The organism is Paenibacillus swuensis, from assembly GCF_001644605.1.
GTDB classification, from domain to species: domain Bacteria; phylum Bacillota; class Bacilli; order Paenibacillales; family DY6; genus Paenibacillus_N; species Paenibacillus_N swuensis.
This window is the reverse complement of record NZ_CP011388.1, coordinates 2,805,746-2,831,120: the sequence shown is the minus strand read 5'-3', so window position 1 is coordinate 2,831,120 and position 25,375 is coordinate 2,805,746. Positions and strand designations below refer to the sequence as shown.

At 53.5% G+C, this 25,375-nt stretch carries 10 protein-coding genes and 1 pseudogene; 3 read left to right on the top strand and 8 right to left on the bottom strand.

All coding sequences use genetic code 11. The features are described 5' to 3' along the window. Positions 1-12,204, bottom strand: coding sequence for a tandem-95 repeat protein (locus SY83_RS23105; RefSeq protein ID WP_068606939.1), 12,204 nt, complete (start codon positions 12,202-12,204; stop codon positions 1-3). 501 nt (positions 12,205-12,705) lie between these two features. On the opposite strand from SY83_RS23105, the pseudogene SY83_RS12450 reads away from it, so the two are divergent. Next, positions 12,706-13,497, top strand: a pseudogene (locus SY83_RS12450) (formylglycine-generating enzyme family protein); the annotation flags it as partial. An 82-nt stretch (positions 13,498-13,579) separates the two neighbouring features. Further along, entirely contained in the window at positions 13,580-14,527 is a 948-nt protein-coding gene (gene uvsE / locus SY83_RS12445) for a UV DNA damage repair endonuclease UvsE (protein WP_068606935.1), read from the top strand. Positions 14,528-14,602: 75 nt separating this feature from the next. Here uvsE and SY83_RS12440 read toward each other — a convergent pair whose 3' ends face one another. The 5 genes from SY83_RS12440 to SY83_RS12420 all read right to left on the bottom strand — a co-directional run bounded on the left by SY83_RS12440 (position 14,603) and on the right by SY83_RS12420 (position 20,836). After that, complete coding sequence (locus tag SY83_RS12440) at positions 14,603-15,574, bottom strand: TauD/TfdA dioxygenase family protein (RefSeq protein WP_082882498.1); 972 nt, start codon at positions 15,572-15,574, stop codon at positions 14,603-14,605. Positions 15,575-15,611: 37 nt separating this feature from the next. Further along, on the bottom strand, positions 15,612-16,487 hold the full coding sequence (locus SY83_RS12435; RefSeq protein WP_068606933.1) for an ABC transporter permease: 876 nt from the start codon (positions 16,485-16,487) through the stop codon (positions 15,612-15,614). Next, positions 16,487-17,548 carry an aliphatic sulfonate ABC transporter substrate-binding protein gene (locus SY83_RS12430; RefSeq protein WP_068606931.1) on the bottom strand — a complete coding sequence of 354 codons (1,062 nt, stop codon included), beginning with the start codon at positions 17,546-17,548 and terminating at the stop codon, positions 16,487-16,489. Before SY83_RS12430 ends, SY83_RS12435 begins: the two co-directional genes overlap by 1 nt. Positions 17,549-17,560: 12 nt before the next feature. Beyond that, positions 17,561-18,328 carry an ABC transporter ATP-binding protein gene (locus tag SY83_RS12425; RefSeq protein WP_068606929.1) on the bottom strand — a complete coding sequence of 256 codons (768 nt, stop codon included), beginning with the start codon at positions 18,326-18,328 and terminating at the stop codon, positions 17,561-17,563. A 192-nt stretch (positions 18,329-18,520) separates the two neighbouring features. Further along, positions 18,521-20,836, bottom strand: coding sequence for an arylsulfatase (locus SY83_RS12420; RefSeq protein WP_068606926.1), 2,316 nt, complete (start codon positions 20,834-20,836; stop codon positions 18,521-18,523). Positions 20,837-21,294: 458 nt separating this feature from the next. On the opposite strand from SY83_RS12420, the gene SY83_RS23100 reads away from it, so the two are divergent. After that, positions 21,295-21,585 carry a hypothetical protein gene (locus tag SY83_RS23100; RefSeq protein WP_157279849.1) on the top strand — a complete coding sequence of 97 codons (291 nt, stop codon included), beginning with the start codon at positions 21,295-21,297 and terminating at the stop codon, positions 21,583-21,585. Here SY83_RS23100 and nagZ read toward each other — a convergent pair. Both nagZ and SY83_RS12405 read right to left on the bottom strand, forming a co-directional pair. Further along, the gene (gene nagZ, locus SY83_RS12410; protein WP_068606922.1) at positions 21,527-23,155 is read right to left on the bottom strand and encodes a beta-N-acetylhexosaminidase; all 1,629 of its coding nucleotides are present in this window, start codon (positions 23,153-23,155) and stop codon (positions 21,527-21,529) included. The genes SY83_RS23100 and nagZ overlap by 59 nt on opposite strands. A gap of 399 nt (positions 23,156-23,554) precedes the next feature. Continuing rightward, on the bottom strand, positions 23,555-25,375 hold the full coding sequence (locus SY83_RS12405) for a cache domain-containing sensor histidine kinase (RefSeq protein WP_068606920.1): 1,821 nt from the start codon (positions 25,373-25,375) through the stop codon (positions 23,555-23,557).

Genomic DNA, 25,375 nt, shown 5'->3' with positions numbered 1-25,375 from the left:
TTATTCTTCCGATGTCGGTTCAATTACGATCCGGATTCGCGAAACGTTGAATCGCTCCCCATCCGTAACTCGGATAACGAATTCATCCTTGCCCACATATCGCGAATCCGGGGTGTACATCCAGCTTCCGTCCGGGCTTACGTCCGCTCGGCCATGGTCCGGGCGAATCCCCAAGAAGTATCTTAACCGTCTGCCTGTTGTGGATCTGGCAATTGCTATGCCGGATACAGGCTGGTTTTCCGCCGTAAACACGTCATAATCTCTTGTCAGAATCATTTCATTATCCGCATCGAATACCAGGTTAGATTCCCTTCTTGTTAAACCTTGGTTTTCGCTTTGACGATCTTCCGGGTTTTCGCCTTGGTTCTCCCGCGCTGTGTTCCCTGGCCTTGCTTCATCTGGAACCCTATCGAGCGGCGGGCGTTTGCCGGGTTCCGCCCCTGCGTAAACTTCAATCGTGATGACAATATCCGAGGAAAGCCCTGTTACACTGCTCGTCGCCCTTACGATGAAGGAATCTCTTCCGATAAAGTTCGAATCCGGCGTATACGTGTAAATTCCGTCTCCTATGATGGCTGTTCCGTTAGCGGGACGTCTTAGCAGCGTGAATCGGATTTGCCCGCCTTCGGGATCGTATCCCGGTAATCGTCCAGTAATGGTGCCGCCTTGCGAAAGGCCCGCATTCACCGGACTTACTTCCGGCGGGCTCTGCATTCCGCCCACGATTACCGTTACGATCGCCGTATCCTCTCCTCCGAACGCGTCCCTTACGCTAACGATAAAAGTATCAGTGCCGTTAAATCCTTGGTTTGCCTGATATATGAATGTCCCGTCGTCTCGAAGCGTGACAATGCCATTCGCCGGCCCTCCGAAAATTTGATATATCAGCACATCTCCGTCCTCGTCATAAGCGGATAACATCCCTGATGCCGAGCCATTCTCTGAAGCTGAGACGAACAGATCAGGTACGTTCGGTGCCACATTGCTGAACTCAACCGTTACATACAATGTCTTGTAGGTCACGGCGCCCTCAGCGTCCGCAGCCGCAACCGTCAAGAAGTCCGTACCTGTGAAATCACGGTTTGGCGTATAAATGAGGATCCCGTCGATTCCTACTTGTGCCGTACCATGGGACGGCGGTGTTGTCAAAGCGTACGTGACCGGGCTGCCTTCCAAATCAAACGCGACAATTTGTTCCTGCACGGAACGGTTTCTGCTTGTAATAATGGCAATATCATTAAATATCGGTGGCTGATTATTCGGGATCACATTCACTTGGATGAAAGCCGGTATACCGTTAACAGATATGGTAAAAAAGTCATTTCCTATAAAATCCGGATTAGGCACATAGGTGAACGTACCGTCCGCAAATACCGTAGCAGTGCCGTTTGCGGGCTGAACCGACAACACGGAGGCCACAATAACCTCAAGGTTTACGGGAAAAGAAGAACTAACAGGCGTATTCACTAACGTATAGAGCATGGCCTCGAGCGCGGTAACCAAGGGTACGATATTGATCTCAACGGTGCTTACCGAGCTGCCTCCGTCTTCATCGGACACGGTAACCTGAAAGGAATCCAACCCGCTGAAGTTTAAATCAGGCGTGTACGTATATGTCCCGTCTCCTCTCAAATCCACGGTTCCGTTGACAGGTGTTGCGCTTAACAAATAAGTGAGGGCGGAGCTGTCTGGGTCTTCTGCTTTAATCCGGTCGTCGAATGGCAAATTCGTTAAGGTCGACAAGGATTCACTCACTACATTAGGCGGGTCATTTACAGGCGTCACGGTCAAAATAATATTCGCCACATCGCTGCCGCCGTTCCCATCCGTTACAAATACAGTGAATCCGTCCGGCCCGTTATAATCGGGGTTTGGCGTGTACGTAAACGTACCGTCCGCTCGGATGGCTACCGTACCGTTAGCAGGCTCCGTATTCAAGCTGAACACAAGCGCATCCCCGTCGACATCCGATGCAGTTACGCTCGCGGTAACCGGTGTATCTTCGTCAGTTGTCAGAACGAGATCCTCCGCGATCGGCGAGTCATTCACCGGTCTAACCTCTATGGTCACAGTGACCTTATCTTCGCCTCCTTGACCGTCACTTACGGTAACTGTAAAGACATCCGTGCCGTGATAATCCGGGTTTGGCACATATCTGTAGCTTCCGTCCGGCGCAACGGTGACAGTTCCGTTCACAGGTCCGGCATCCAAGGCGAACGTTAGGGGATCCCCGTCGACATCCGTTGCTGTGATGAGTCCGTCCGAGGGCACATCTTCGTCTGTTGTATCGAATACGTCGATGCCCACCGGAGCGTCATTGACGGGTGTCACTGTAATATAGACACCCGAAATGGCGGTCCCGCCGTTGCCGTCATCCACTTGAACGGTGAAGCTATCCATACCGTTAAAATCTGTAAACGGGAAGTACGTAAGCTCACCGTTCGCATTAAGGTTTACTGTACCGTTGCTTGGCGGCGTCCATAATGTAAATGTTAATGAATCTCCGTCAACATCAGAGGCGGAAACCTGGCCGGTTACAGGTGTATCCTCAGCAGTGGTTATGAACATATCCGCTGTTAGAGGAGGATCGTTCACGGGCAGGATCGTGATGGTAACCACCGCAGTGTCGAATGCCCCGTTACCGTCGTCCACTCTAACTTCAAACGTATCCGTTCCGTTATAATTCACATTCGGTGTATACACGTATGAGCCGTCTGTTTCCACGATAGCGTTACCGTTTAATGGCGGTGCGGACAGACTGTACGTTAGCGAATCCCCATCCACATCCATACCCTGCAAACGCGATGTAAATACGGTATCCTCTGAGATTTGTTCGAAGGCGTCCGCCAATACCGGCGGATCGTTTACCGGCGTTATCGTGAGAAACACGCTGCCCGCTGCGGTCCCTCCGTTCCCGTCAGATACAAGAATCGTAAACGTATCGGGTCCGTTAAAGTCTTGATTTGGCGTATACGTAAAGGTTCCGTCAGAGTTCACAACAGCAACCCCGTTGGACGGACTCGTGAACAGAGCGTACGTTAGCGAATCACCATCCACATCTGTGGCTGCCGCTTGCCCTGTTACCGCTGTATCCTCCGCCAAAGTCAAGGTGATATCCGTGATGACCGGCGGATCGTTCACCGGGGTTACGTTCACTTGAACCGTTACCGTGACAATCGTGGATCCCCCGTTGCCGTCATCCACAAGAACGGGGAATACATCCAGTCCGTTAAAATTCGGATTCGGCGTATAGATATAGGAGCCGTCCGGATTTACAACGGCGGTGCCGTTTGTAGGAGGAGCTGACAAGCTAAAGGTTAACGGATCGCCATCCACATCAAAGGCGATAACCTGACCGTAGGAAGGCCGATCCTCAGAAGTCTGGTCACTCACACTAAACGCGGTTGGCGGGTCATTAACAGGTGTGATTACGATGGAAACATTGGCTTCGTCCGTTCCTCCATTGCCGTCGTCCACGGTTACAGCAAAGCTGTCGGTCCCGTTAAAGTCTTGGTTGGGCGTATACGTAAAGCTTCCGTCGACCGCGTTCAGAGTGACCGCACCGTTCGTAGGCAGGCTGGTCAACACATAAATCAGAACATCCCCGTCCACGTCCGTTGCCGCAACCTGGCCTCCGACAGGGGTATCCTCCAGAGTCGTAATGTTCAGATCCGGCGCAACAGGCGCGTCGTTCACCGGTGTAATCACCATGGTAATGACCGCCTCATCACTTCCTCCGTTTCCATCCTCCACGCGAATCGTGAACGCATCGGTGCCGTTGTAATCCGGATTAGGCGTATACGTGTAATTGCCGTCCGGTTCCACAACCACGGTCCCGTTGACCGGCGGTGTCACCAAACTGAAGGTAAGCGGATCGCCATCCACATCCGTGGCGGCCAAACGGCCGCTGGAGGGTACATCTTCGGAAGTTGTATTGACTAAATCAAAGGCTACCGGCGCATCATTTACAGGGGTAACCGTTATAATCACACTTGCTTCATCGGTTCCGCCGTTCCCGTCGCTCGCTTGAACCGTAAACGTATCTGGACCGTTATAATTTGGGTTAGGCGTATAAGTAAACGTCCCGTCCAAATTCAGGATCACTGTCCCTTGAGAAGGCGGTGTAAAGAGCTGAAACGTAATGGTATCCCCATCCACGTCCGTTGCCGTGACCTGCCCGCTGACCGGTGTATCTTCCGCCGTCGTTACATTTACATCTTCGGCCACCGGAGGATCATTGACAGGCGTAATTTCAATGGTGACTGTAGCCGTGTCGGTTCCGCCGTTGCCGTCATCCGCCTGCACAACGAAGCTGTCAGTCCCGTTGTAATCGGGATTAGGTGTATAGGTGTAACTTCCATCCGGACTCACGGCAGCCGTTCCGTTAGCCGGCGGTGTAATCAAGGTGAACGTGATCACGTCCCGGTCCGGATCCAACGCGGAGACACTTCCGCTTGTAGACACGTCTTCCGAAGTTGTATCCGATACGTCGTATGCTGCCGGCGGATCGTTGACAGGTGTAATGGTTACTGACACACTTGCCTCATTGGTTCCCCCGTTTCCATCCGACACTTGAACGGTGAACGTATCGACACCGTTAAAATTTAGATTTGGCGTATACGTAAACGATCCGTCCGGGTTCATAAGAACGGTGCCGTTGGACGCAGGGGTGAAGATGTCGTATACGAGAACATCGCCATCCACATCCGTCGCCGTCACTTGGCCATTGACGGGAGTATCTTCCAAAGTGATCAAACTTACATCACTCGCAACAGGAGGATCATTCACAGGAGTGACTGCAATGGTGACCGTACCGGTATCGTTTCCGCCGTTTCCATCGGAAACGAGAAACGTAAAGCTGTCGGTGCCGTTAAAGTTCGCATCCGGGGTATACGTGTAAGCACCGTCCGGATTCACAACCGCCGTTCCGCGGGTAGGCGGTGTGTTCAAGCTGTAGACAAGCGCGTCTCCATCCACATCCGATGCTGATAATTGTCCGATTGAAGGAATGTCTTCCGCTGTTGTATCCTCGAGGTCGAGAGCGACCGGGGCATCGTTGACCGGCGTTACGGTGATGAACACACTGGCTTCATCGGTGCCGCCGTTCCCGTCCGTCACCTGCACCGTAAACGTGTCCGGACCGTTAAAGTCCAAATCGGGTGTGTACGTAAAAGTGCCGTCCGGATTCATACTTACAACACCGCGCGAAGGCTCGGTTAGAAGTTGGAACACAAGCGTGTCTCCATCCACATCGGTTGCGGTAACCTGACCACCCACAGCGGTGTCCTCCGTTGTGGCCAAGCTTAAATCGGAAGCGACAGGCGGATCGTTCACGGGGGTAATCTGCACCGTGACAACAGCGATATCCGTGCCCCCGTTTCCATCGTCCACCAGCACCGTAAAGCTGTCGGTGCCGTTAAAGTCCGGTGCGGGCGTATACGTGTAACTGCCATCCGGATTTACGACGGCCGAACCGTTAGCCGGCGGCGTGTTTAAGCTGAACGTCAGCGCATCTCCGTCCACATCCGTTGCCGTAACCTGCCCGTTGGACGGCACATCTTCGGAAGTAAAGTCGCTGACGTCAAGCGCAACTGGCGGATCATTCACCGGTGTAACCGTGACCGTGACGTTGGAAAGGGCTGTTCCTCCCCTTCCGTCGCTAACCAGTACGGTGAAACTATCTGTTCCGTGAAAAAAGGCGTTAGGCGAATACGTGAATGTACCATCCAAATTCACAGCGGCCGAACCGTAGGAAGGCGATGTGTTCAAACTGAATGTTAACGGATCTCCATCCACATCATCTGCCTCTATTTGCCCTGTTGCAAGGGTCCCTTCCGGTGAAGTCAGGCTTACATTCGTCGTAACAGGGGCATCATTGACCGGCAGGATGGTCACATTGATGGTTGCTGTATCCGACAAGCCTCCGGGATCTTCAACCAGGATCGTAAACACATCGGTACCATTGAAATTTGGATTAGGCGTATAAGTGTAATTGCCGTCAGCATCCACACTGGCTGTGCCATTCACCGGCTCCGTCGCCAAACTATATTTGAGGACATCCCCGTCGACGTCCAAAGCGTTCAACTTCTGAGTTATTAATTTATCTTCAGCAATGGTTAAGCTTGCGTCTTCCGCTACAGGGGCATCATTCACTGCGGCAACGGTAATGGAAATTACAGATATATCGCTCTGTCCGTCCGGATCGGAAGAAACCAATACCGCAAAACTGTCTACCCCGTGATAATTGTCATTCGGCGTATACGTAAAGGTCCCGTCCGGGTTAACGGCCGCGTTGCCGTGGACAGGCGGACTGAATAATCCGAAAACCAGCGTATTGCCGACCGGGGGCGTGGCTGGCACCGTTCCACTTACCGGCGTATCCTCATCTGTTGTCAAGCTGACATCCTGAGCCAAATCATCATTAATGGTCGGGTATACGAAGACCGAGACGGTAGCCGTGTCGGTTCCTCCGTTTCCGTCACTAGCGATAACCGTAAACGAATCTGAACCCGTAAATCCGGGCGCCGGTGTATACACGAGAGATCCGTCCGCGGCCACAACCGCAGTTCCGTTGACAGGCGCAATCAACAAAGCGTAAGTCAGCGTGTCTCCATCCACATCCGTAGCTGTTACCTGCGAGATTGTCGATGAATCCTGCCGCACGGCAAAGCTGATATCCTCAGCAACCGGCGCATCATTCACCGGCGTGACCGTAATCACAATATCCGATTCCGCCGTCCCTCCGTTGCCGTCGGATACTTGAATCATGACGGTATCAATTCCGTTAAAATCCGGATTCGGCACGTACTGGAACGTTCCGTCCGCGTTTAAGGTAAACGTTCCATGTTCGGCCGGAGATACAATGACATAGGTCAGCGCATCTCCATCCACGTCCGTTGCGCCAATAGATCCGCTAAGGGGTGTATCCTCTGGTGTTGTTAAGGCCTGATCCGGAGCCGTTGGCGGATCATTCACCGGAACCACCGTCACGGTGACTACGGCGAGATCGGTACCCCCATTGCCGTCGCTGACCTCCACGGTGAATGAATCCACTCCGTTAAAGTTCAAAGCAGGCGTATACGTGTAACTTCCATCCGCTTGAACAATGACCGTGCCGTTAGCTGGCCCGGTTGCCAAAACATACGTCAACGGATCTCCGTCAACATCCGTGGCGGTCACCTGACCGTTGGACACGGTGTCTTCCGACGTGGTGTCCGCCACGTCCATTGCCACGGGAGGATCATTCACCAGCGTAATCAGCAGCGTCACATTCGCCTCTGCGGTTCCTCCGTTCCCGTCGCTGACCCTAACTGTAAAGCTGTCTTGCCCGTGAAAATCAGCATTCGGCGTATACGTAAAGGTTCCGTCAACGGCAACGTTCACTACGCCATAGGACGGCGGCGTATTTAACGCGAACGTGAGAGAATCTCCGTCTACGTCCGTCGCTGTCACCTGCCCGGCAGCAACCGTGTCCTCGGGCAATGTTACGGTAATATCCGCCGTTACCGGAGGATCATTCACCGGTGTGACCTGGATCGTCACCGTTGCGGTATCCGTTCCGCCGTTTCCGTCATCCGCAAGCACGGTAAAACTGTCGGTGCCGTTAAAATCCGGAGCCGGCGTATACGTATAGGTTCCGTCAGGATTAACCACCGCCGTGCCGTTAGCTGGAGGGGTATTCAGACTGAAAATTACAATATCCCCGTCCGCATCCGTTGCCGAGACCTTGCCGGTGGAAGGTATATCTTCGGCCGTCGTATCGCTAATATCCGCTGCCACCGGCGGATCATTCACCGGTGTAACTATAATCGTCACCCCCGCTTCCGCCGTACCGCCTTGACCATCGGAAATTTCAACGGTAAACGTATCGGTGCCGTTTAGATCCGCGAAAGGTGTATATAAGAACGTTCCGTCCGTTTCCAAAGCAACCGCTCCCCGGGAAGGTGGGGTTAATACGCGGTATGCAAGGGAATCCCCATCCACGTCCGTAGCTGTAATTTGACCGCCAACCGCCGTATCTTCCGGTGTAGTCAGCGTAACATCCGCCGCCGCAGGAGGATCATTCACCGGGGAAACTACGATCGTCACGGTAGCTGTATCCGTCCCTCCGTTGCCGTCGTCAACAAGAACCGTGAACACGTCCGTTCCGTTGTAGTCCGGATTCGGCGTATACGTATAGGTTCCGTCCGGGTTGACGGTTACCGTACCGTTAGTCGGAGCCGTACTGATCGTGTACGTGAGAACATCCCCGTCCACATCCGTTGCCTGAATACGATTGGTCGAAGGCAAATCCTCCGAGGTTGTATCAAATACATCAATTGCAACCGGCGCGTCATTCACAGGAGTTACCGTAATGAAGATGCTGGCTTCCGCCGTACCGCCTTGGCCGTCGCTGATCTGCACTGTAAACGTATCCGTCCCGTTGTAGTCCTGATTGGGGGTATAGGTAAAGGCGCCGTCCAGACTCACGACCGCTGTTCCGTGTCCCGGAACAGTCAATAACAAGGCCGTCAACGGGTCCCCATCCACATCCGTTGCAATCACCTGACCGTCTACCGCCGTGTCTTCAGGTGTCGTAAGATTTACGTCTGAAACTACTGGCGGATCATTCACCGGCGTCACATTGATGGTTACAACCGCGGTATCTGTCCCCCCGTTCCCGTCATCTACCGTTACGGTGAACGTGTCTACACCGTTAAAATTCGGGTCAGGCGTATAAATGTAGCTGCCATCAGGGTTCAAAGTCACCGTTCCGTTCTCTGCAGGAACCGTTAAGGTAAAGGTCAATGCATCTCCGTCTACATCTGTAGCAGTCACCCGGTTCTCACTTGGCACATCCTCAGCCGTTGTATCCGTGAGATCCATCGCAACAGGCGGATCATTCACCGGCGTCACCGTGATGAATACATTCGCTTGCGCCGTTCCTCCGTTCCCGTCGCTGAACTGAACGGTAAAGGAATCGATGCCGTTATAGTCCGCAAACGGGGTATACGTAAACGTTCCGTCACCGTTCAGAAGCACCGTACCGTGGGTCGGTCCTGTAAATACAACAACGATCAGCGCGTCTCCGTCCACATCCGCCGCAGTAACCAGACCGGTAACCGGGACATCTTCCGGTGTTGTTAACGTTACGTCCGAGGTGACCGGAGGATCGTTGACCGGTGTGACCGTGATCGAGACCGTTGCCGTATCCGTGCCGCCGTTCCCGTCATCCACCAGCACGCTGAAGCTGTCCGGTCCGTTATAGTCCGCATTCGGCGTATACGTATACGTGCCGTCCGGATTCACCACGGCCAATCCGTTCGCGGCGCCGCTCAGCAAACTAAATGTGAGGGTGTCTCCGTCCACATCCAAGGCGTTAATTTTGCCGCTTGTAGTTGTATCTTCAGGTAAGGTCTCCGTTACGTCTTGGGCTACAGGAGCGTCATTGACCGGAGTTACAGTGATGGCGACATTGGATTCGGCCGTCCCTCCTTGCCCATCGTTGACACGAACTGTGAAACTGTCGAATCCGTTGAAATCCTGCTGAGGCGTATACGTAAACGCACCGTCAGCATTAACGGTCACAACACCGTTTGTAGGCGAAGTCTCCAAACTGTACGTGAGCACATCCCCGTCGACATCCGTCCCCGGAACCTGACCCGATACCTGCGTATCTTCGGGTGTCGTGAGAAATACATCTGCGGTAACCGGATAATCGTTAACGGGTGTAACTGCGATGGTGACCGTCGCCGTGTCTGTGCCCCCGTTCCCGTCACTAACCACCACTGTAAATTGATCTGTTCCGTTATAGTCCGGATTCGGCGTGTAAGTGTACGTACCATCGCTGTTCACAACGACCGTCCCGTTTGAAGGCGGATCTCCCAACAGGAAGGTTAACGTGTCCCCGTCCACGTCGGTGGCTATAACCCGATTAACCGAGGGGATATCTTCCGCCGTTGTATCCGACACATCCAAGGCTGCAGGCGGGTCGTTTACCGGGGTTACCGTAATCGTAACCGTTGCCGAATCGGTCCCCCCCTGTCCGTCACTGACCAGCACCGTAAACTGATCCTGTCCGTTGTAATCCGCAAAAGGAGTATACAGAAATGTTCCGTCCGCATTCACTACCACCGTACCGTGAACCGGAGAATTCTGCAGGCTCATCGTAAGGACGTCCCCATCCACATCCGTCCCTGTAATCGTCCCGGACAAAGTGGTATCTTCGGCTATCGTGTATTCGGCGTCCGCCGCCACCGGCGGATCGTTTACCGGGGTTACCGTTACCGTTACCGTCGCCACGGCGCTTCCACCGTTACCGTCGCTCACCAATACGGTAAAGCTGTCCACTCCGTTAAAATTTAAATCAGGGATATACGTATAGCCGCCGCCGGGAGTCACTACAGCCGTTCCGTTCGAAGGCGGGGTATTCAAACTGTAAGTTAAGGGATCCCCGTCGACATCCGTGGCAACAATTTGATTCATCGTAGGCGTATCTTCCGAAGTGGAGTCATTCACGTCCGATACCACAGGCGGATCATTCACCGGCGTAACCGTAATAATGACCCGGCTTACCGCACTCCCCCCGCGTCCGTCGCTAACGGTAACCGAGAAAGAATCCGTACCGTGGTAGTTGAGTCTAGGCGTGTATATGAAGCTTCCGTTCCCGTTCAGAGTGACGGTGCCGTTTGAAGGCGGGGCACCCAACGTATAAATCAAGGGAGCACCCTCAGGGTCCGTTGCCGTAATCTGGGAGCTGAACAGCGTATCCTCGGCTATCGTACCGGTTACATCAGAAGTAACCGGCGGATTATTCCCCGCAGCCACACTCGCTGTGTTGGAGCTAACCGTTCCGTTAAATAGGGTCCCTCCCGTCACGCTCTGAAACTGATACGTAATGATCACTTGATTGTCGTAACGAGGCGGGTTAAAAGCTTGGTTGGTCACCTGGCTCTGGTAAGTTACAGTAATTCTCTGACCGTTGGCAATCGACCCTAGCGACATTCCAATGTACGGATCGACACCGGGTTGCGTTGTCCCGTTCACCGTGACACTATTGGCAATAAACGTCGTACCGGGAGTGTCATTATCTTTCAGGTTGAGATTGGTTGCCGTTGCGTTGCCCGTGTTCGTTATCTGCACGGTAAACGTGATAATCTCGTTCAAGAAAGCCGTAGTTCGATTGACACTCTTGGTTACCGCCAGCACAGGCGCGTTGATGTTCACCTGAAGGGCCAGACCGTTGATAATATATACATCCCCCGTAGTGGTTCCTCTAAGAAAAGCGCTGGTCTGCGAATTCACTAGTTTGGAAGAAACGTCGATGTTCGTAATATCCCATCCTTGTCTTGCCCCGGATGCCGCGCCGCCTAAAGGATGATTTAAAGTGCCGAACGTACCTGATGTATCCAAAAGTCCTGTATCCCCGTTAATTTGCGAACTGAAAAAGTTATCTATCACATTATTCGGACCGAAGACCGCGCTTAACGAAGCCACGGTAGGACCGAATTGCATCTGATCCCCGGTGATCGCCGAATCTCCCTCCACCGCGCTGACTAAGAGACGTCCGCTCAGCGGCCCGCTCGTCGGTGTGGAAAATCCCGAAACTGAAGCCGCCGCCGTGCTCGTAGGATTATCTACAAGCTCACTGCCAACAAAAACAGTCATATTTCTGGAAGGCAGTGAAGCATTCTGGTACACAACCGCCAACGTCCATCCGCATGCATTTCCGGCATTCTCGGCATTGCCTTGCGTTCCCGGCACCCCTCCAACAATGTAGGTGCCGCCGCCTCCCTGCTGGACGAAGGAGGTTACGTTGGCCGACCGTATATAATAAGCCCGGGACGTGAACGTTGTGGCCGTCGCGGCTTCAGGTGTGATGTTAAACGTACCTGCATTGTTGGTCAGCTTCACGGCATTGTTTAAAGCCGCGGCCACATTCTCGCCGCCGAAGGAATAACTCCCTCCCCAGATCAGCTCCGCATACAAAACCACACTCTGAACAGGTAATCGCAATTGAGCGGCTGAAGAGTTCAGCAGGTAGCTGGCGGTCGTGCCCAGCGGATACGTGTTATCCCTGAGCGACGTGTCCACCGTAATAAAGGTGCCGATGGAATGTGCCGTGCCTGGCGCGTTGGCGTTGTTGAGCTTACTTAGTCCGAGGGAGTTGCCCGTGAACGTAATTGCTCCATTCGTCGTGGTGTTATACCTGGTTATGAACGGCATGCCATATAGCCTCATTTCCTTTTTTATCACAGGATATGAAACTTTGCCTACCTGTGACAGCCCAACATCCGCCCTCATCCTATTCGAATTGCAAAATACGTACTACACGGTTCCGTTCGTGGCGGCAGGCTTTGTTTGTTTTTTTGCGGCTGTGATGGCGATTAAGATCACTTCAGTAACACGGGATTCTGGATTGTCGGTTGCAAAATAGTTTAACCCCCGCGAGAAATCGGGCTATTTCCTTAAGGAATATCGATTTTCTTGTTTTTTTGGCGTATAATACCAAGTAAGTTTATAGGATTATTTAATTCATTGAAAGGAGCATCAATTATGTCCGAATTTGAAAAAAAATCATCTTGTTGCTCAGGTTCCAGAACCGGCGTTATACATACCCGTACCAGTGCGAACCCCGATGTACGGGGTCGGACTCCGCTACAAGTAAATACACTTCTTGATCCCCTTGCCCAAACGGTCCAACCGACATACGCTGAGCAGATGATTCGGCTGCCAGGCGGAACGTTCCTCATGGGCACGAATGATGCGGAAGGGTTTCCCGCAGACGGCGAAGGACCGATACGCGAAGTAACGGTGGCCGCTTTCGAGATCGACCCCTATGCGGTGACCAATGCGGCCTTTAGTGAATTTATTCGGGCTACAGGTTATGTAACCGAAGCCGAACGGTATGGGTGGTCCTTTGTGTTTCACGCCCTCGTCTCGCCCGAGCAATCGCGCAAAGTTAATAATTGCGTGCAAGAAGCGCCGTGGTGGTGGGTGGTGGAAGGAGCCTCGTGGCAGCATCCGGAAGGACCGGATTCCGGAATTGCCGACCGTTGGAATCATCCGGTCGTTCATGTGACCTGGCATGATGCGGAGGCTTATAGCGCATGGGCGGGTAAGCGGCTTCCCACCGAGGCCGAATGGGAATATGCGGCACGCGGCGGATTAAGCCAGAAGCGATATCCTTGGGGCGATGAGCTGCATCCTGAAGGAGCGCATCGCTGCAACATTTGGCAGGGGCAGTTTCCCGTGAACAATGAAGGAAGCGACGGATATATCGGCACGGCCCCCGTGGACACGTATGCTCCGAACGGATACGGGCTTTACAATATGGTAGGCAACGTATGGGAAATGTGCTCCGATTTCTTCTCCCTGGAGCACAATCGCAAAGCGATGCGCGGCGGCTCCTATCTATGCCACCACTCCTATTGCAACCGATACCGCGTTGCGGCGCGTTCGTCCAATACGCCCGATAGCTCAAGCGGAAATATCGGCTTTCGATGCGTCCGTTCCTGAATGGAGGATTGAAGGATTTATTTTCCTGTATTTCGGTTATATTAATCACATCTTAGAACCGGACCAGATATAGGAGGATCCCATGATCGTAAGACTCGGTTTCGTCTCCATCGCGTTGGGGATCTTCAACAATACCGCAAGCTCCACGTTCACGTACAAATTGTTCTCCCAACGCTCGCGAGAGGACGCACTGAAGCGGGCCATCGAAGTAGGACATAACAATTTGCGGGCGACGCAACGCATTCTGTATTTCAACGCGGCCCACGGCGTGAAGACGTTCCGCCTCTCTTCCCAGCTCGTGCCGCTGGCGACGCACCCCGATGTCATGCTGGATGTCGGCCGCATTTATAAGAAAGAACTGAAACAATTGGGAGCCTACGCGCGCAAAGAGGGAATTCGTCTGACGATGCACCCGAATCAGTTTACGTTGCTGAACGGTAGTGACGCGGTTGTGGCTGCGGCGATTCATGATCTGGAATATCATGCGGCCATTCTGGACGGCATGGGTATGGATGAATCCGGTGTTATCAACATTCACATCGGCGGTGTGTACGGGGATAAATCATCTGCGGTGGAGCGGTTATACGCCAATTGGGAGCTCGTGCCCGAGCATGTGAAGCGCAGGCTGACGTTTGAGAATGACGACAAAACCTACACACTTGAGGAAACCCTCGCGGTTTGCGAGCGAATCCGCCGTCCCTTGGTGCTTGATCTCCATCATGATTGGTGCAATCCATCGGAAATTACAGCGATTAGCATCATTAACCGTATTCAGTCGACCTGGGGTGATATTCCCATGAAAATTCACGTTTCCTCGCCCAAGAGTGAGAAGGAGTTTCGCGCGCATGCCGACTATGTGGATCCAGAGCCCCTGTCCCAGTTCCTTAAAGCCTGCAAAGAGGCCGGACTAGAGCAGATCGATGTTGTGGTCGAGGCCAAAATGAAGGATTTCGCCGTCTTCAAGCTCGCCGAAGATCTGGGCAAAATCCGCGGGGTTAAGCGGTTGGACGGCGCCGTCCTGGAATGGTAGTCCGTGTCCGCAAAAAAATAAGCTTCTCCCTCAGGAACCGCCTGAATGGAAGAAGCTTATTTACTGCGTAATGTGCTAATAAGGACGGTCGCCCGCGATGGAAATGCGCTCCGCTACGCGGCGCTGCGGAAAGTAATCCGACACGGCGTAATGCTGGGTAGCCCGGTTATCCCAGAAAGCGACACTGTTCGCTTCCCAACGGAATCGCACCTGATATTCCGGGAGACTCGCCTGCCGAAACAGGTACAGGAGCAAGCTGCGGCTCTCGTCCGGTTCCAGACCTACGATGCGGGTGGTAAACGCTGCATTCACGAACAGCGTTTTCCGTCCGGTTTCCGGATGCGTCCGCACAACCGGGTGCTCCGCCGGCGGAAATTCCTCCTGTTTGGCGGCCAGCAGGTCCGGCGGCAGATTCCGCCCGAATACATGGGTGAAATCATGGATGGCGGTCAGACCATCGATCTTCTCCTTGATGACATCGGGCAAATTGTCGTAGGCCGCGGCCATGTCCGCCCACAACGTATCCCCGCCGTATTCAGGCACTTCCGTCAAGCGAAGCACACTGCCAAGCGCGGGTTCCAGTCGCCAGGTAACATCCGTATGCCAGTTATTCTCGTATCCGGCCGTATTCGCGTCTTTCGCAAACCGGGTTACCTCCTCGGAATCGCCCCGCGGCAGGAACGGATGGCTTTCCAGCGGTCCCCACAGCTTCGCGAAGGCCGCGTGCTCCTGAGAGGTAATCACCTGATTCCGGAAGAAGAGAACTTTCCATTCGAGGAGCGCGCGGTGGAGTTCAGCCTGCAACGAAGGGGTAATCTCGCCATCCAGAAGGACGCCTTCAATTTCCGCTCCGATAATAGGACCCAGCGGTTTCAATTTAAAGAGCGTGTACGGAGCTTCCGATGCGCCTTCCGACAATCTTCTCAATGGAATGGGTCCTTGGTGCAACCCCCACCGAGGCAATTCAATGTTCTCCACCACGGGAACGTTAGGGGCTTCCTTCGTTCTAGCCTTACTGTTGGATGAAGATGCTAATGCTTCCGACATGTTCATTCTCCTCTCTTAATTACGCGGTATGGAACGCTTAACCTTTGTAACTATCCCGCCAACGCAGCAACCGATTCTCCAGCAAACGCACGAAGGAATCGGCCAGTTTACCTACAACCGCGAAGAGCATAATCCCGACGAACACGACCGCCGTGCGGCTGAATTGACGGGCATCCGTAATCATGTACCCGATGCCTTCGCTCGAACCCATCAGTTCCGCTACGACCAAGCCCAGCCAGGCAATCCCGATGGACAGCCTCAAACCCAATAACACATTGGGCAAGGCGGCCGGCAGCACAAGCTTCGTTAACTGCTTCCACCGGTTGAATTCCAGTACCTTCGCGACGTCAAACAGTTTGGAATCCACACTGCGAACGCCTAGAAACGTATTTACATATAAGGGGAAAAAGGCCCCAAGCGAAATGAGAAGCACCTTCGATAACTCGCCGAATCCGAACCAAAGAATAAATAAGGGCGTGATGGCCAAATGCGGTATGGTACGCAACATCTGGATTGAGGGATCAAACACATGCTCCGCTCTGCGGAACAAACCCACAGCCAGGCCGAAAGCCAGGCCCAGCGATCCGCCCAGAAGAAAGCCCAATGCCGCGCGGACCACGCTGACTCTCAGGTGAAGCCACAACTCCCCGGTGATGATCAATTGCCAGAACTCCTTGGCGATCAAAATAGGGGAAGGCAGCATGGTTGGCGATAGCCAACCCCTGGAGGACGCCGTCTGCCACAGAAGCAGCAACGTGAGCGGCAGCAGCAGACCTTTCAGCGCTACGGCCCACTTGCGATTGGAACGATGGGAGCTTCCCTGGTTCGTACGGCCGGACGGTTGGCGCGCGGGAACCGGCTTGGCTGCCGGGCTGATGACCGGCGGGGTCAACTTATCGCTGGGTATCGCCATTAGGGATTACCTCCATTCACTTTTTGCACATAGTCGTTATTGATGAATTTCGCAATTTCAATTTTCTTTTTCAGAAACTTAAGGTCATAAAGTAAATCCGCGGTATTCTGTTCGAACTGAACCACTTCCGGCGAAATTGGTGTGTTTACGGATGGAGAAGTCTTCAGCACCGAGGCAATGACTTGCTTGTCAACCTTCTTCAACTTGGCATACAGTTCAAGCGCCTCATCCTTGTGGTTACGCTCATATTCCAGCGTTTCATTAAACACCTTCAGGAAAATTTCAACGGCTTCGGGATGCTTCTCGGCAAATTCGTTACGGACAAAACTAAAGATAGGCGCGGGCAGATCCAGACTTTCTCCGTCGGCAATGATTTGAGCCCCGTTCTTCTGCACTTGCAGACCGACATAGGGATTGGAGATGATCCACGCGTCCACCGCTTTGGACTCAAAGGCGGGTTGGCCCTCATCCGGCTGCAAATGAATGATCTCCACATCCGTTTCCTTCAGTCCAACCTGATTCAGCGCTTTCACCAGAAAGACGTGGAACACTGTGCCTTTCGTCAGGGCGATCTTCTTGCCCTTCAGATCCTCAACCTTCTGAATCGGGCTGTCCTTGTGAACCAGCAGATGGTTCAAACCTTGCTTGCCGTCGGACACTTGCGAAAGCAGCGTAATCGGAATATTACCGGTCAAAGCGCCAATGGCCGCCGCGTCCCCCAAGTACCCTAAGTCAATACGCTCCGCGGCAACGGCTTCCACGAGCGGCGGACCTGTCGGGAAATCCGCAAACGTGACATCCGCGTTAATTTCGGCATAAGCCTCCTTGAAGAATCCCTTCTCCTTGGCCAACGCCAACACCCCGATACCGGAATTAATACCGATGTTAACGGTGAATTTCTCTTTGGCGCCTGATGCCGCATTGGAATCCGTTGACGCCGTAGCGGCAGCCTTCTCCTCTCCGTTTCCGCAGCCCGTCGCGATGGAAGCGAATAATAAGATCAGGATCGCTGTCAGCTTTCCTTGGACCAACCGTTTCTTTACGTTCGTTGCGTGGCTCATTTCACGTTCCCCCTATATTACAAACTCATCTTTCAGCTCATCGTTATGCTCGAACGTCTCCAATACCTCTTGCCGCAGTTGTTGAAACGACGTCCCTGTCCGTTTCCGCGGATATGGTAAATCCACCGGAAGAATTCGCTTAATCGTGCCGGGCCTGGCTCCCATGACCACCACACGGTTCGAGAGAAATACCGCTTCATCGATATCATGCGTCACAAACAGCATCGTCGTTCGGTTCGTCTCCCAGATGTCCAGCAGCACTTCCTGCATATGCTGCCGGGTGAACGCGTCCAAGGCGCCGAACGGTTCATCCAGGAGCAGCACCTTCGGCTTGCGAATCAACGCTCTAGCGATGGCGACGCGTTGCGACATGCCGCCCGAAAGTTGTTTCGGGAAAGCCTTCTCGAAGCCTTCCAGTTTCACCAACCGGATCGCATCCTGCACTTTGTCCTTAATATTCGGATCGCTGAGTGATAAATCCGCCGCAATGTTCTTCTCCACGGTTAACCACGGAAACAACCGGTGCTCTTGAAATATAAATCCTTGATTCTTGCTAGGCTTCTCCACCTTGGCCCCATCCAGCAGCAGCGTGCCTTCAAATTCCGTATCTAAGCCCGCCGCGATTTTCAGTAACGTACTTTTGCCGCAGCCGCTCGGACCAATGATGCTTACGAACTCCTTCTCCTTCACGGAGAGATCAATGTTCCGTAATGCGGGTGTGCTGCTGCCTTGACCGTGAAACGTTTTGTGCAAATGACGAATCTCCAATAATGGCGACATATTGTACACCTCCAACAAGTTATGGGATTTGGCTCCGGAAACGGCAAAAGGCGCCGTTACAGACTTAACTGTAAGGCGCCTCCGGTTGTTCGGTCGGCTTCCGCTAATATTAAACTATTCCTACTGGTTTAGTGTGTTTTAATTACTATAGCTCGGTTGGATGTAGTCGTCAACCCTTTTTTCACTAAAATTTCACTCTGAGGCTAACTCCAGCTCCAACAGCTCGGCAGCATCGGTATGCTGTACCCGATACTGAATTCTAACTTCTTTCAATACGCCGCTATAAGGGAATTCGCCTGAATAAGCAGGACTGACGGGTGACAACACATTGGTACCAACCGCAAACACACCGGGCCCTTTCAGCTGCGCCGTGCGAATTTCACCTTGCCCCGCCGCTGCGCCTTGAACGTAAAGCGTGATTGTCCCTTCATGTGCGCCGGTCGGCGTGAATTCGGCTTCTACCGTAACCGATCCGAGCGGCAATATGGCTTCCGAAGTAATCGTGTAATGCGCTTCACCCAGCCAATTGTAATGGTACACCAACCGGTTATCCTGAACGAAGAGCGCATAGCCGCCGAACCGGTTTCCGTCCGCAACCAATACCCCCCGCTCGTCGGGATCTGCCCGCTCCACTTCGGCTGTAATGCGATGCGCCCGATTGCTGACGAACGGCGCCTGCATCGCATGAAGCTGAAGATTCGACGGCTTGAAACGGAACGTAATGTTCCCTTTCCCATCTTCTTGCGCCTGAGGACTTAGCGGCCGGTTCAGGTTGGAGTCGAATGCCCGCTCCATCATGGTGCGCCCGTCAATCGGCAGCACTTCATACTTGCCCGCTTCAGCCCACCAACGCTCGATCAACTCCCGAAGCTTATCGGGATACAAGGCGGATAGGTCCCTGCTCTCGGAATAATCCTCGGCTTCGTGGTATAACTCCCAGCGATCTGACTCGAACGAGCTGCCCGGCACATGGTTCGTCACCGCTTTCCAGCCGTCATGCCAGATGGCGCGATGACCCAGCATTTCGTAATACTGCGTCTGCTTACGGGACTTGGCCGTCGGATTGTCGAACGAGTAGGCCAGACTCACGCCTTGAATCGGTTTCTGGGTAACGCCGCCCAGACTGGCGGGCGCTTCCAGATTGAGCAATTCCAATACGGTAGGAACGATATCCGTCACATGATGATACTGATTTCGCACCCCGCCGCCGTCACGAATGCCGTTAGGGTAAGAAATTATAAGCGGATCCTTGACGCCGCCCGCGTGCACCCAGGTTTTGTACCATTTGAGCGGGGTGTTCCCCGCATGGGCCCAACCCAACGGATAATGGTTATAGACCGTTTCTGTCCCGAGCTCATCGATGCGTTTGATGTCCTCCCGGGGATCGGAAGGCAGTCCGTTAAAGTGCTTATATTCGTTCAAAGTGCCGTTCTGTCCGCCTTCAGGGCTTGCTCCGTTATCTGAGATCAACACGATAATCGTATTATCGAATTGGTCAATCTCTTTAAGATACGCGGTGAGCCGCCCGATCTGGTCGTCGGTATGCTCCAGATACCCCGCAAACACCTCCTGCGCGCGGGCAAAAAGCGTCTTTTCCTCTTCGCCTAACTCGCTCCAAGGTTTAACGAGAGGATTGCGGGCGGGCAGCTCCGTATTCTGCGGGATGACGCCCTGCGACTTTTGCCGGGAAAACCATTCTTCACGAATCGCGTCCCAGCCCTGATTGAATTTACCTTTGTATTTATCTATGTATGCTTTAGGCGCCTGATGGGGTGCATGAGTCGCTCCGTAAGCGAGATATAAGAAGAAGGGGTTGTGCGGCGCGGCCGCTTTTTGATTGCGTACAAAGTCAATGGCCCTGTCGGTTAAATCCTCAGTCAGATGGTACCCTTCCGCGGCGGATTTGCCCGGTTTGACGGTCGTATGATAGGAAACCAATTCGGGGTTGTATTGGTCCGTCTCCCCTTTCAGGAAGCCGTAATAATGCTCAAAGCCTTTCCCTGTCGGCCATCCGTCAAAAGGACCCGCGAACGTCTGCTCCTCGCCCGGCACCAGATGCCACTTGCCCACCGCGATGGTGTTATACCCTTGTTCCTTCAGAATCTCGGCCAGCGTGCCGGTTTGCTTGCTGATTTTGCCCCGGGCGTTGGGGAAACCGTTCTGGAATTCCGTAATCATGGACACACCGGCCGTGTGGGAATTGCGCCCGGTCAAGAGGGACGCGCGTGTCGGAGAGCACATCGAGTTCGTGTGAAAGTTGGTGTAACGCAGTCCCTTAGCGGCCAGATCATCGAGATTGGAGGTCGTAATCGTCGAGCCATAGCAGCCCAGATGCGCGAAACCCGTGTCATCCAATACGATAAATACAACGTTGGGCGAATCCTTTTCAGCTCGGCTGATGCCGGACCAATCCGCAACGGAATCCTCCACGGTACGGCCGATAACACCTTGAAATTGTTGCGTGTTCGCCGGGTTGGACTTGCCTCTGCGTGGTTGTTGCTTGGACATGATATGACCTCCTATAGGGGAATTAGAAAAAAGGATATGACGGGCGTCTAGGATAGTAAATGTGCAGTCAAGCCGGCAGATAAGCCGCCAGACAACACAAAAAAGAGACCCAACACAATTGTCGGATCTCCGGCAGTCCGGTGGATCTATTTAATACCCTTAATAACCTACCTGTTTACTTGGTTATATAAAGTAATTATAGCTGAGAGGTTTCTCCCTTGTCAATAAGGTGAGTCGGTTCTCGCAGGCTGTTCGGTCTAGTCTGTAAAAGTAGAGAGATGACGTGATTTATTATATTAAGGTAACTCTTTTCGCTGAGCGATCGCGGATTTTCTTTGTTTTTGTAAGGTTCACCGCGGAATCTTGGAATAAGGAAACGGATTTCCCTCGTATGCGTCCGGGAGCGCACACGAAGGAAATCCGTATCGTTAATATATATGATGTGTCTAAACTAACTTATGATTAACGTACTTCGGGTACCGAGGAGAGTAACTCGTTTCCTTCATGACGGGTTACGGGTAAAAACGATTCCGGTTGCCCATACAGGTTACGGCACTGCAGGTTGCGAGCTGCAACCATTGCGAATTAGAGCGTTGCGGGTTGTGAATTGCACCATTGCGGGTTACAGCCATTGCGGATTACGAGTTGCAACCATTGCGAGTTACAGCCATTACGGGTTGCCGGTTGAAGTTACGTCGTTGCCGCTTGAGCCGTCGGCCATCCGAACGGGTAAGCTTCCGACAACGTAACGGGCAGCCGCCCCTGTGCCGGAATGCGCCCAACCAGCACCTTGGCGAGCGACTGCATCGCCATCGGGCGGTTCTCGTAGGCGCATAAGTACGTTTTGACCTGAGGGAACTCCATCAGGTCATACGGGTTACGCGTGGAAGCGACAACCAGCTTCACGCCTTCCCTTGCGGCCAGCGCCTCCACGAGGCGGACCTGGCCGGCCCCCAGCCGCGCAACCGGGTTGTGCGTGGCTACGACCACCTGCGCGCACCCCTCCGCGGCAGCCAACACGGCATCAATCTCGGATGATGCCGGATCCAGGCCGATGCGCATCTCGCGCACATCGGCAACATAAGCGGACAACGCTGTGCCCAGCGTCACGTCCTGCTCAATGATCTCGATCACCTCGGTCGACTCCCGAGGTTCCGCCCACACCACGAGCGTCCGCTCCCCCGCCGACAGCGGGAGCTGACCCTCGTCCTTGACGAGCGTGATGCTGCGTTCGCTGACGCGGCGCACCACGTCCCAGTCCGCCGGCGCGCCAATCGCGCCCCGCGCGGCGGAGCCCGCGGCTGCGCCGGAAGCCATGCCGCGCTTCGCCTTCAGCGCGAGCACGCGCCCTACCGAAGCGTCAATGCGCGCTTCGGAGATACGCCCGGCGCGGACCGCTGCCGTGACCGCCTCAACCGCCGCCGCTTGCTCGGCGAAGGTGTGGCTCACGAGCACCAGGTCGGCGCCCGCTTCTACGGCCATGACGGCGCCTTGCGGAATCCCGTACTCCTTGGAGATGGCATGCATCTCCAAGCAGTCGGTCACGATGACGCCGTCATAGCCGAGCTTGTTCCGCAGCAGCTCCGTAATCACGCTGTGGGACAATGTCGCCGGCACGCCGTTCGGTTCATACGCGGGGAACACGACGTGCGCGGTCATGACCGCGTCCACGCCGGCTTCCATGCAGCGCACGAACGGCAGCAGCTCCACCGCTTCCAGCCGATCCGCGTCATGCGGAACGAGCCCGAGACCCAAGTGCGAATCCACGTCCGTGTCGCCGTGACCCGGGAAGTGCTTCAGGGTCGCGGCCACACCCGCTTCCTGATACCCCGCGGACGCCGCCGCGCCCAGCTCGCCGACCAGCTCCGGCTCCTCGCCGTAGGAGCGGATGCCGATGACCGGGTTGAGCGGATTATTGTTCACATCCACACTCGGCGCAAAATTCATATTAATGCCGAGCTCGCGCAACTCGCGTCCGCTGATTCGCGCCGTCTCGTAGACCGCATCCGCATCCCGGGCGGCACCCAGCGCCATCGCCCCTGGAATAAGCGTCACCTCGCGGTCGATCCGCGACACCATGCCGCCTTCCTGATCGATCGCGATTAGAAGAGGCAGCTCCTTCCCTCCGATGCGTTGCAAGTCGGAGGACAAAGCCGCGATCTCTTCGAGCTCCCCCACGTTGCGGCGGAAATAGATGATGCCGCCGACATGGTACTTCTCGAGCATCGTGCGGACTTCATCCGTCACCTTCGTCCCTTGAAAACCAACCATAAACAGCTGACCAACCTTCTCCTCGAGCGTTAATGCGCTTACCTTCATCCCGTTCGCCCCTTTCAGTATGCGATAGAACCCATTCTCTGGTTCTAACGAATCCTCATAACCTTAAACATATCATTCATCCCATTTCCAAAATGTAACGAATCCTCATATTACTATTCCATTAAGTAAACGCTTTCCAAAGCTTCATAAGCACGATTAGCGTTATCACGATTCGTTAAAGTTACCTAAGCAACAGACCAGCACCGCTAAGGATATCAGCATTCGTTAGCGGACGCGTGCATCATATTAGCTGAACACCATTAATGCCAATATTGCTTTTACCACTACTGCCACTAATCTACTCTTGCTACTTACACCACACTGCAACTAATCTACTCTTGCTACTTACGCCACACTGCCACTAATCTACTCTTGTTACTTACGCCACTATTGCACTCCCTACCCACGAAACTCCCCGTACTCATACATCGGAATCTTGCATTGAATGATCGTACCCTCGCCCGCCGAAGAGCAGATGAGCAAACCATACGCGTCGCCATACTGAATGCGGATGCGGTCCGCCACGCTTCGTACACCGAGGCCGCGGCGTTCCATGTGATTCACGGTGAGGCTTGATTCGGCCGCTTCCTCATCGGCCTGCATGTATTGGAACCGGGACAGCATCTCGCCCGAGATACCGATCCCGTTATCTTCCACCGTCAGTATCAACTTCCCCTCCGAAGACGCCGCGCGAATCATGATGCTGCCTCTACGCGTCAACCCGTCAAATCCGTGTTGAATACAATTCTCCACAAGCGGTTGTAAAGTCAGCTTCTGAATCGTGCAGCTCATCAATTCCTCGGGTATGTCGATGATATAATCGAATACTTCCGCAAACCGGTACTGCTGAATTTCCAGGTAGCTCTTAAGATGATCCACTTCCTGTTTCAGCGTAATCTCCTCATTGCCCAAGATGCTGATCCGCAAAATATTAGCCAGACGCAACACCATTTGGCTGACTTTCTTGCCGTCATTTTGCACAGCCAGCGCATTAATCGACTCCAGCGTATTGAACAGAAAATGCGGTTTAATCTGCGCCTGCAGCACCCTCATCTCCGCCTTGTTCTTCTGCTCCTGCTCCTTCTTCACTCGTCCAAGCAGTTCCTGTACCCGCTCGATCAGGCTGTTCAAGCCTTTGGAAAGCAAACCGAGCTCATCCTTGCCGCTCTGCGGTACACGAATGTTCATCTCGCCGCTCTCCACGCGCCCCATGAAGCGAACGATCCGGATAATATGTTTGGCGATTCGGTTAACGAAGAACAGGATAAACACGAAGGCTGATAATAAACAGAACGAGATGATGACGGCGACCCACTTGGAATATTGATTGATTTCAGAGGCCAGCGAGCTCCAGGACGCCACGGACACGAGATGCCAGCGCTCATCCCCGAAGTTTATCGAAGACAGAATACTGTCATTCCCGGCAAAAGTAACCCGTCCGCTCTGATAACCCTCGCCCATATCCATAGAATCCTCGGTGAATTCGTTCATTTGGCGTCCATGCGCTTTATCCGAACTGTCGAACAGGATCAGTCCTCGTTCATTAACAATAAAGAAACGGGTCTGATACACATGCTGTTTGAAGCTGAAATAGCGGAACAAGCTTTGCAAACCTGAATTCTTAATCTGTGTGAGCAAAATTCCTTTGTTATCTAAAGTATTAATGTCTTTAACGACCCGAATTTGCGTAAATACCGGTTCAAGCCCCGTCAACTGCGGCGATTCGAAGGGTCCTACCCACTTGGGCAGACCGTTGCGCTCAAGCACTTCCCTGTACAAAGGCTGCTCCTTAAATACATCAAACGGCATCGCGTTAAAGCGGTCTTTGGAATAAATTTTGTTAATTCGCATGCCGTCCAGAGAATACATGAACGCGTAGCTCACGGAAGGATGATTCACCAGCAGCTCGCGGAAATTCCGCTGAATATCATTGAGCGCCAGGTAGTCAATTTCGGTGAGATCCGTTTCGGACGGGTAGCCGCGGCTGTCCAGCACTTGCTGAACGGCGGTGCTCGCGATGGTACTGTCCGTCACCTTGTTCATCTCATGAAAAATAAACTCGACACTCTGGCTGAGCGCCCGAAGCGTCAGTTCGGCTTGACGGGAATACTTCTGCTCAATCAAATCCGACAGGAAAAAGTAAGCCGTTACGCCTAACAGGAAGATAGGCAGAATAATGAGCCCGAAGAAAGCAGTAAACAATTTCGTGCGAAGCCTCAT

What these genes read in the sequence shown, in the direction of transcription:
- SY83_RS23105 (WP_068606939.1), bottom strand. Translation starts at nt 12,204, where the DNA reads ATGCCGTTCATAACCAGGTATAACACCACGACGAATGGAGCAATTACG.
- uvsE (WP_068606935.1), top strand. Translation starts at nt 13,580, where the DNA reads ATGATCGTAAGACTCGGTTTCGTCTCCATCGCGTTGGGGATCTTCAAC.
- SY83_RS12440 (WP_082882498.1), bottom strand. Translation starts at nt 15,574, where the DNA reads ATGTCGGAAGCATTAGCATCTTCATCCAACAGTAAGGCTAGAACGAAG.
- SY83_RS12435 (WP_068606933.1), bottom strand. Translation starts at nt 16,487, where the DNA reads ATGGCGATACCCAGCGATAAGTTGACCCCGCCGGTCATCAGCCCGGCA.
- SY83_RS12430 (WP_068606931.1), bottom strand. Translation starts at nt 17,548, where the DNA reads ATGAGCCACGCAACGAACGTAAAGAAACGGTTGGTCCAAGGAAAGCTG.
- SY83_RS12425 (WP_068606929.1), bottom strand. Translation starts at nt 18,328, where the DNA reads ATGTCGCCATTATTGGAGATTCGTCATTTGCACAAAACGTTTCACGGT.
- SY83_RS12420 (WP_068606926.1), bottom strand. Translation starts at nt 20,836, where the DNA reads ATGTCCAAGCAACAACCACGCAGAGGCAAGTCCAACCCGGCGAACACG.
- SY83_RS23100 (WP_157279849.1), top strand. Translation starts at nt 21,295, where the DNA reads ATGATTAACGTACTTCGGGTACCGAGGAGAGTAACTCGTTTCCTTCAT.
- nagZ (WP_068606922.1), bottom strand. Translation starts at nt 23,155, where the DNA reads ATGAAGGTAAGCGCATTAACGCTCGAGGAGAAGGTTGGTCAGCTGTTT.
- SY83_RS12405 (WP_068606920.1), bottom strand. Translation starts at nt 25,375, where the DNA reads ATGAGGCTTCGCACGAAATTGTTTACTGCTTTCTTCGGGCTCATTATT.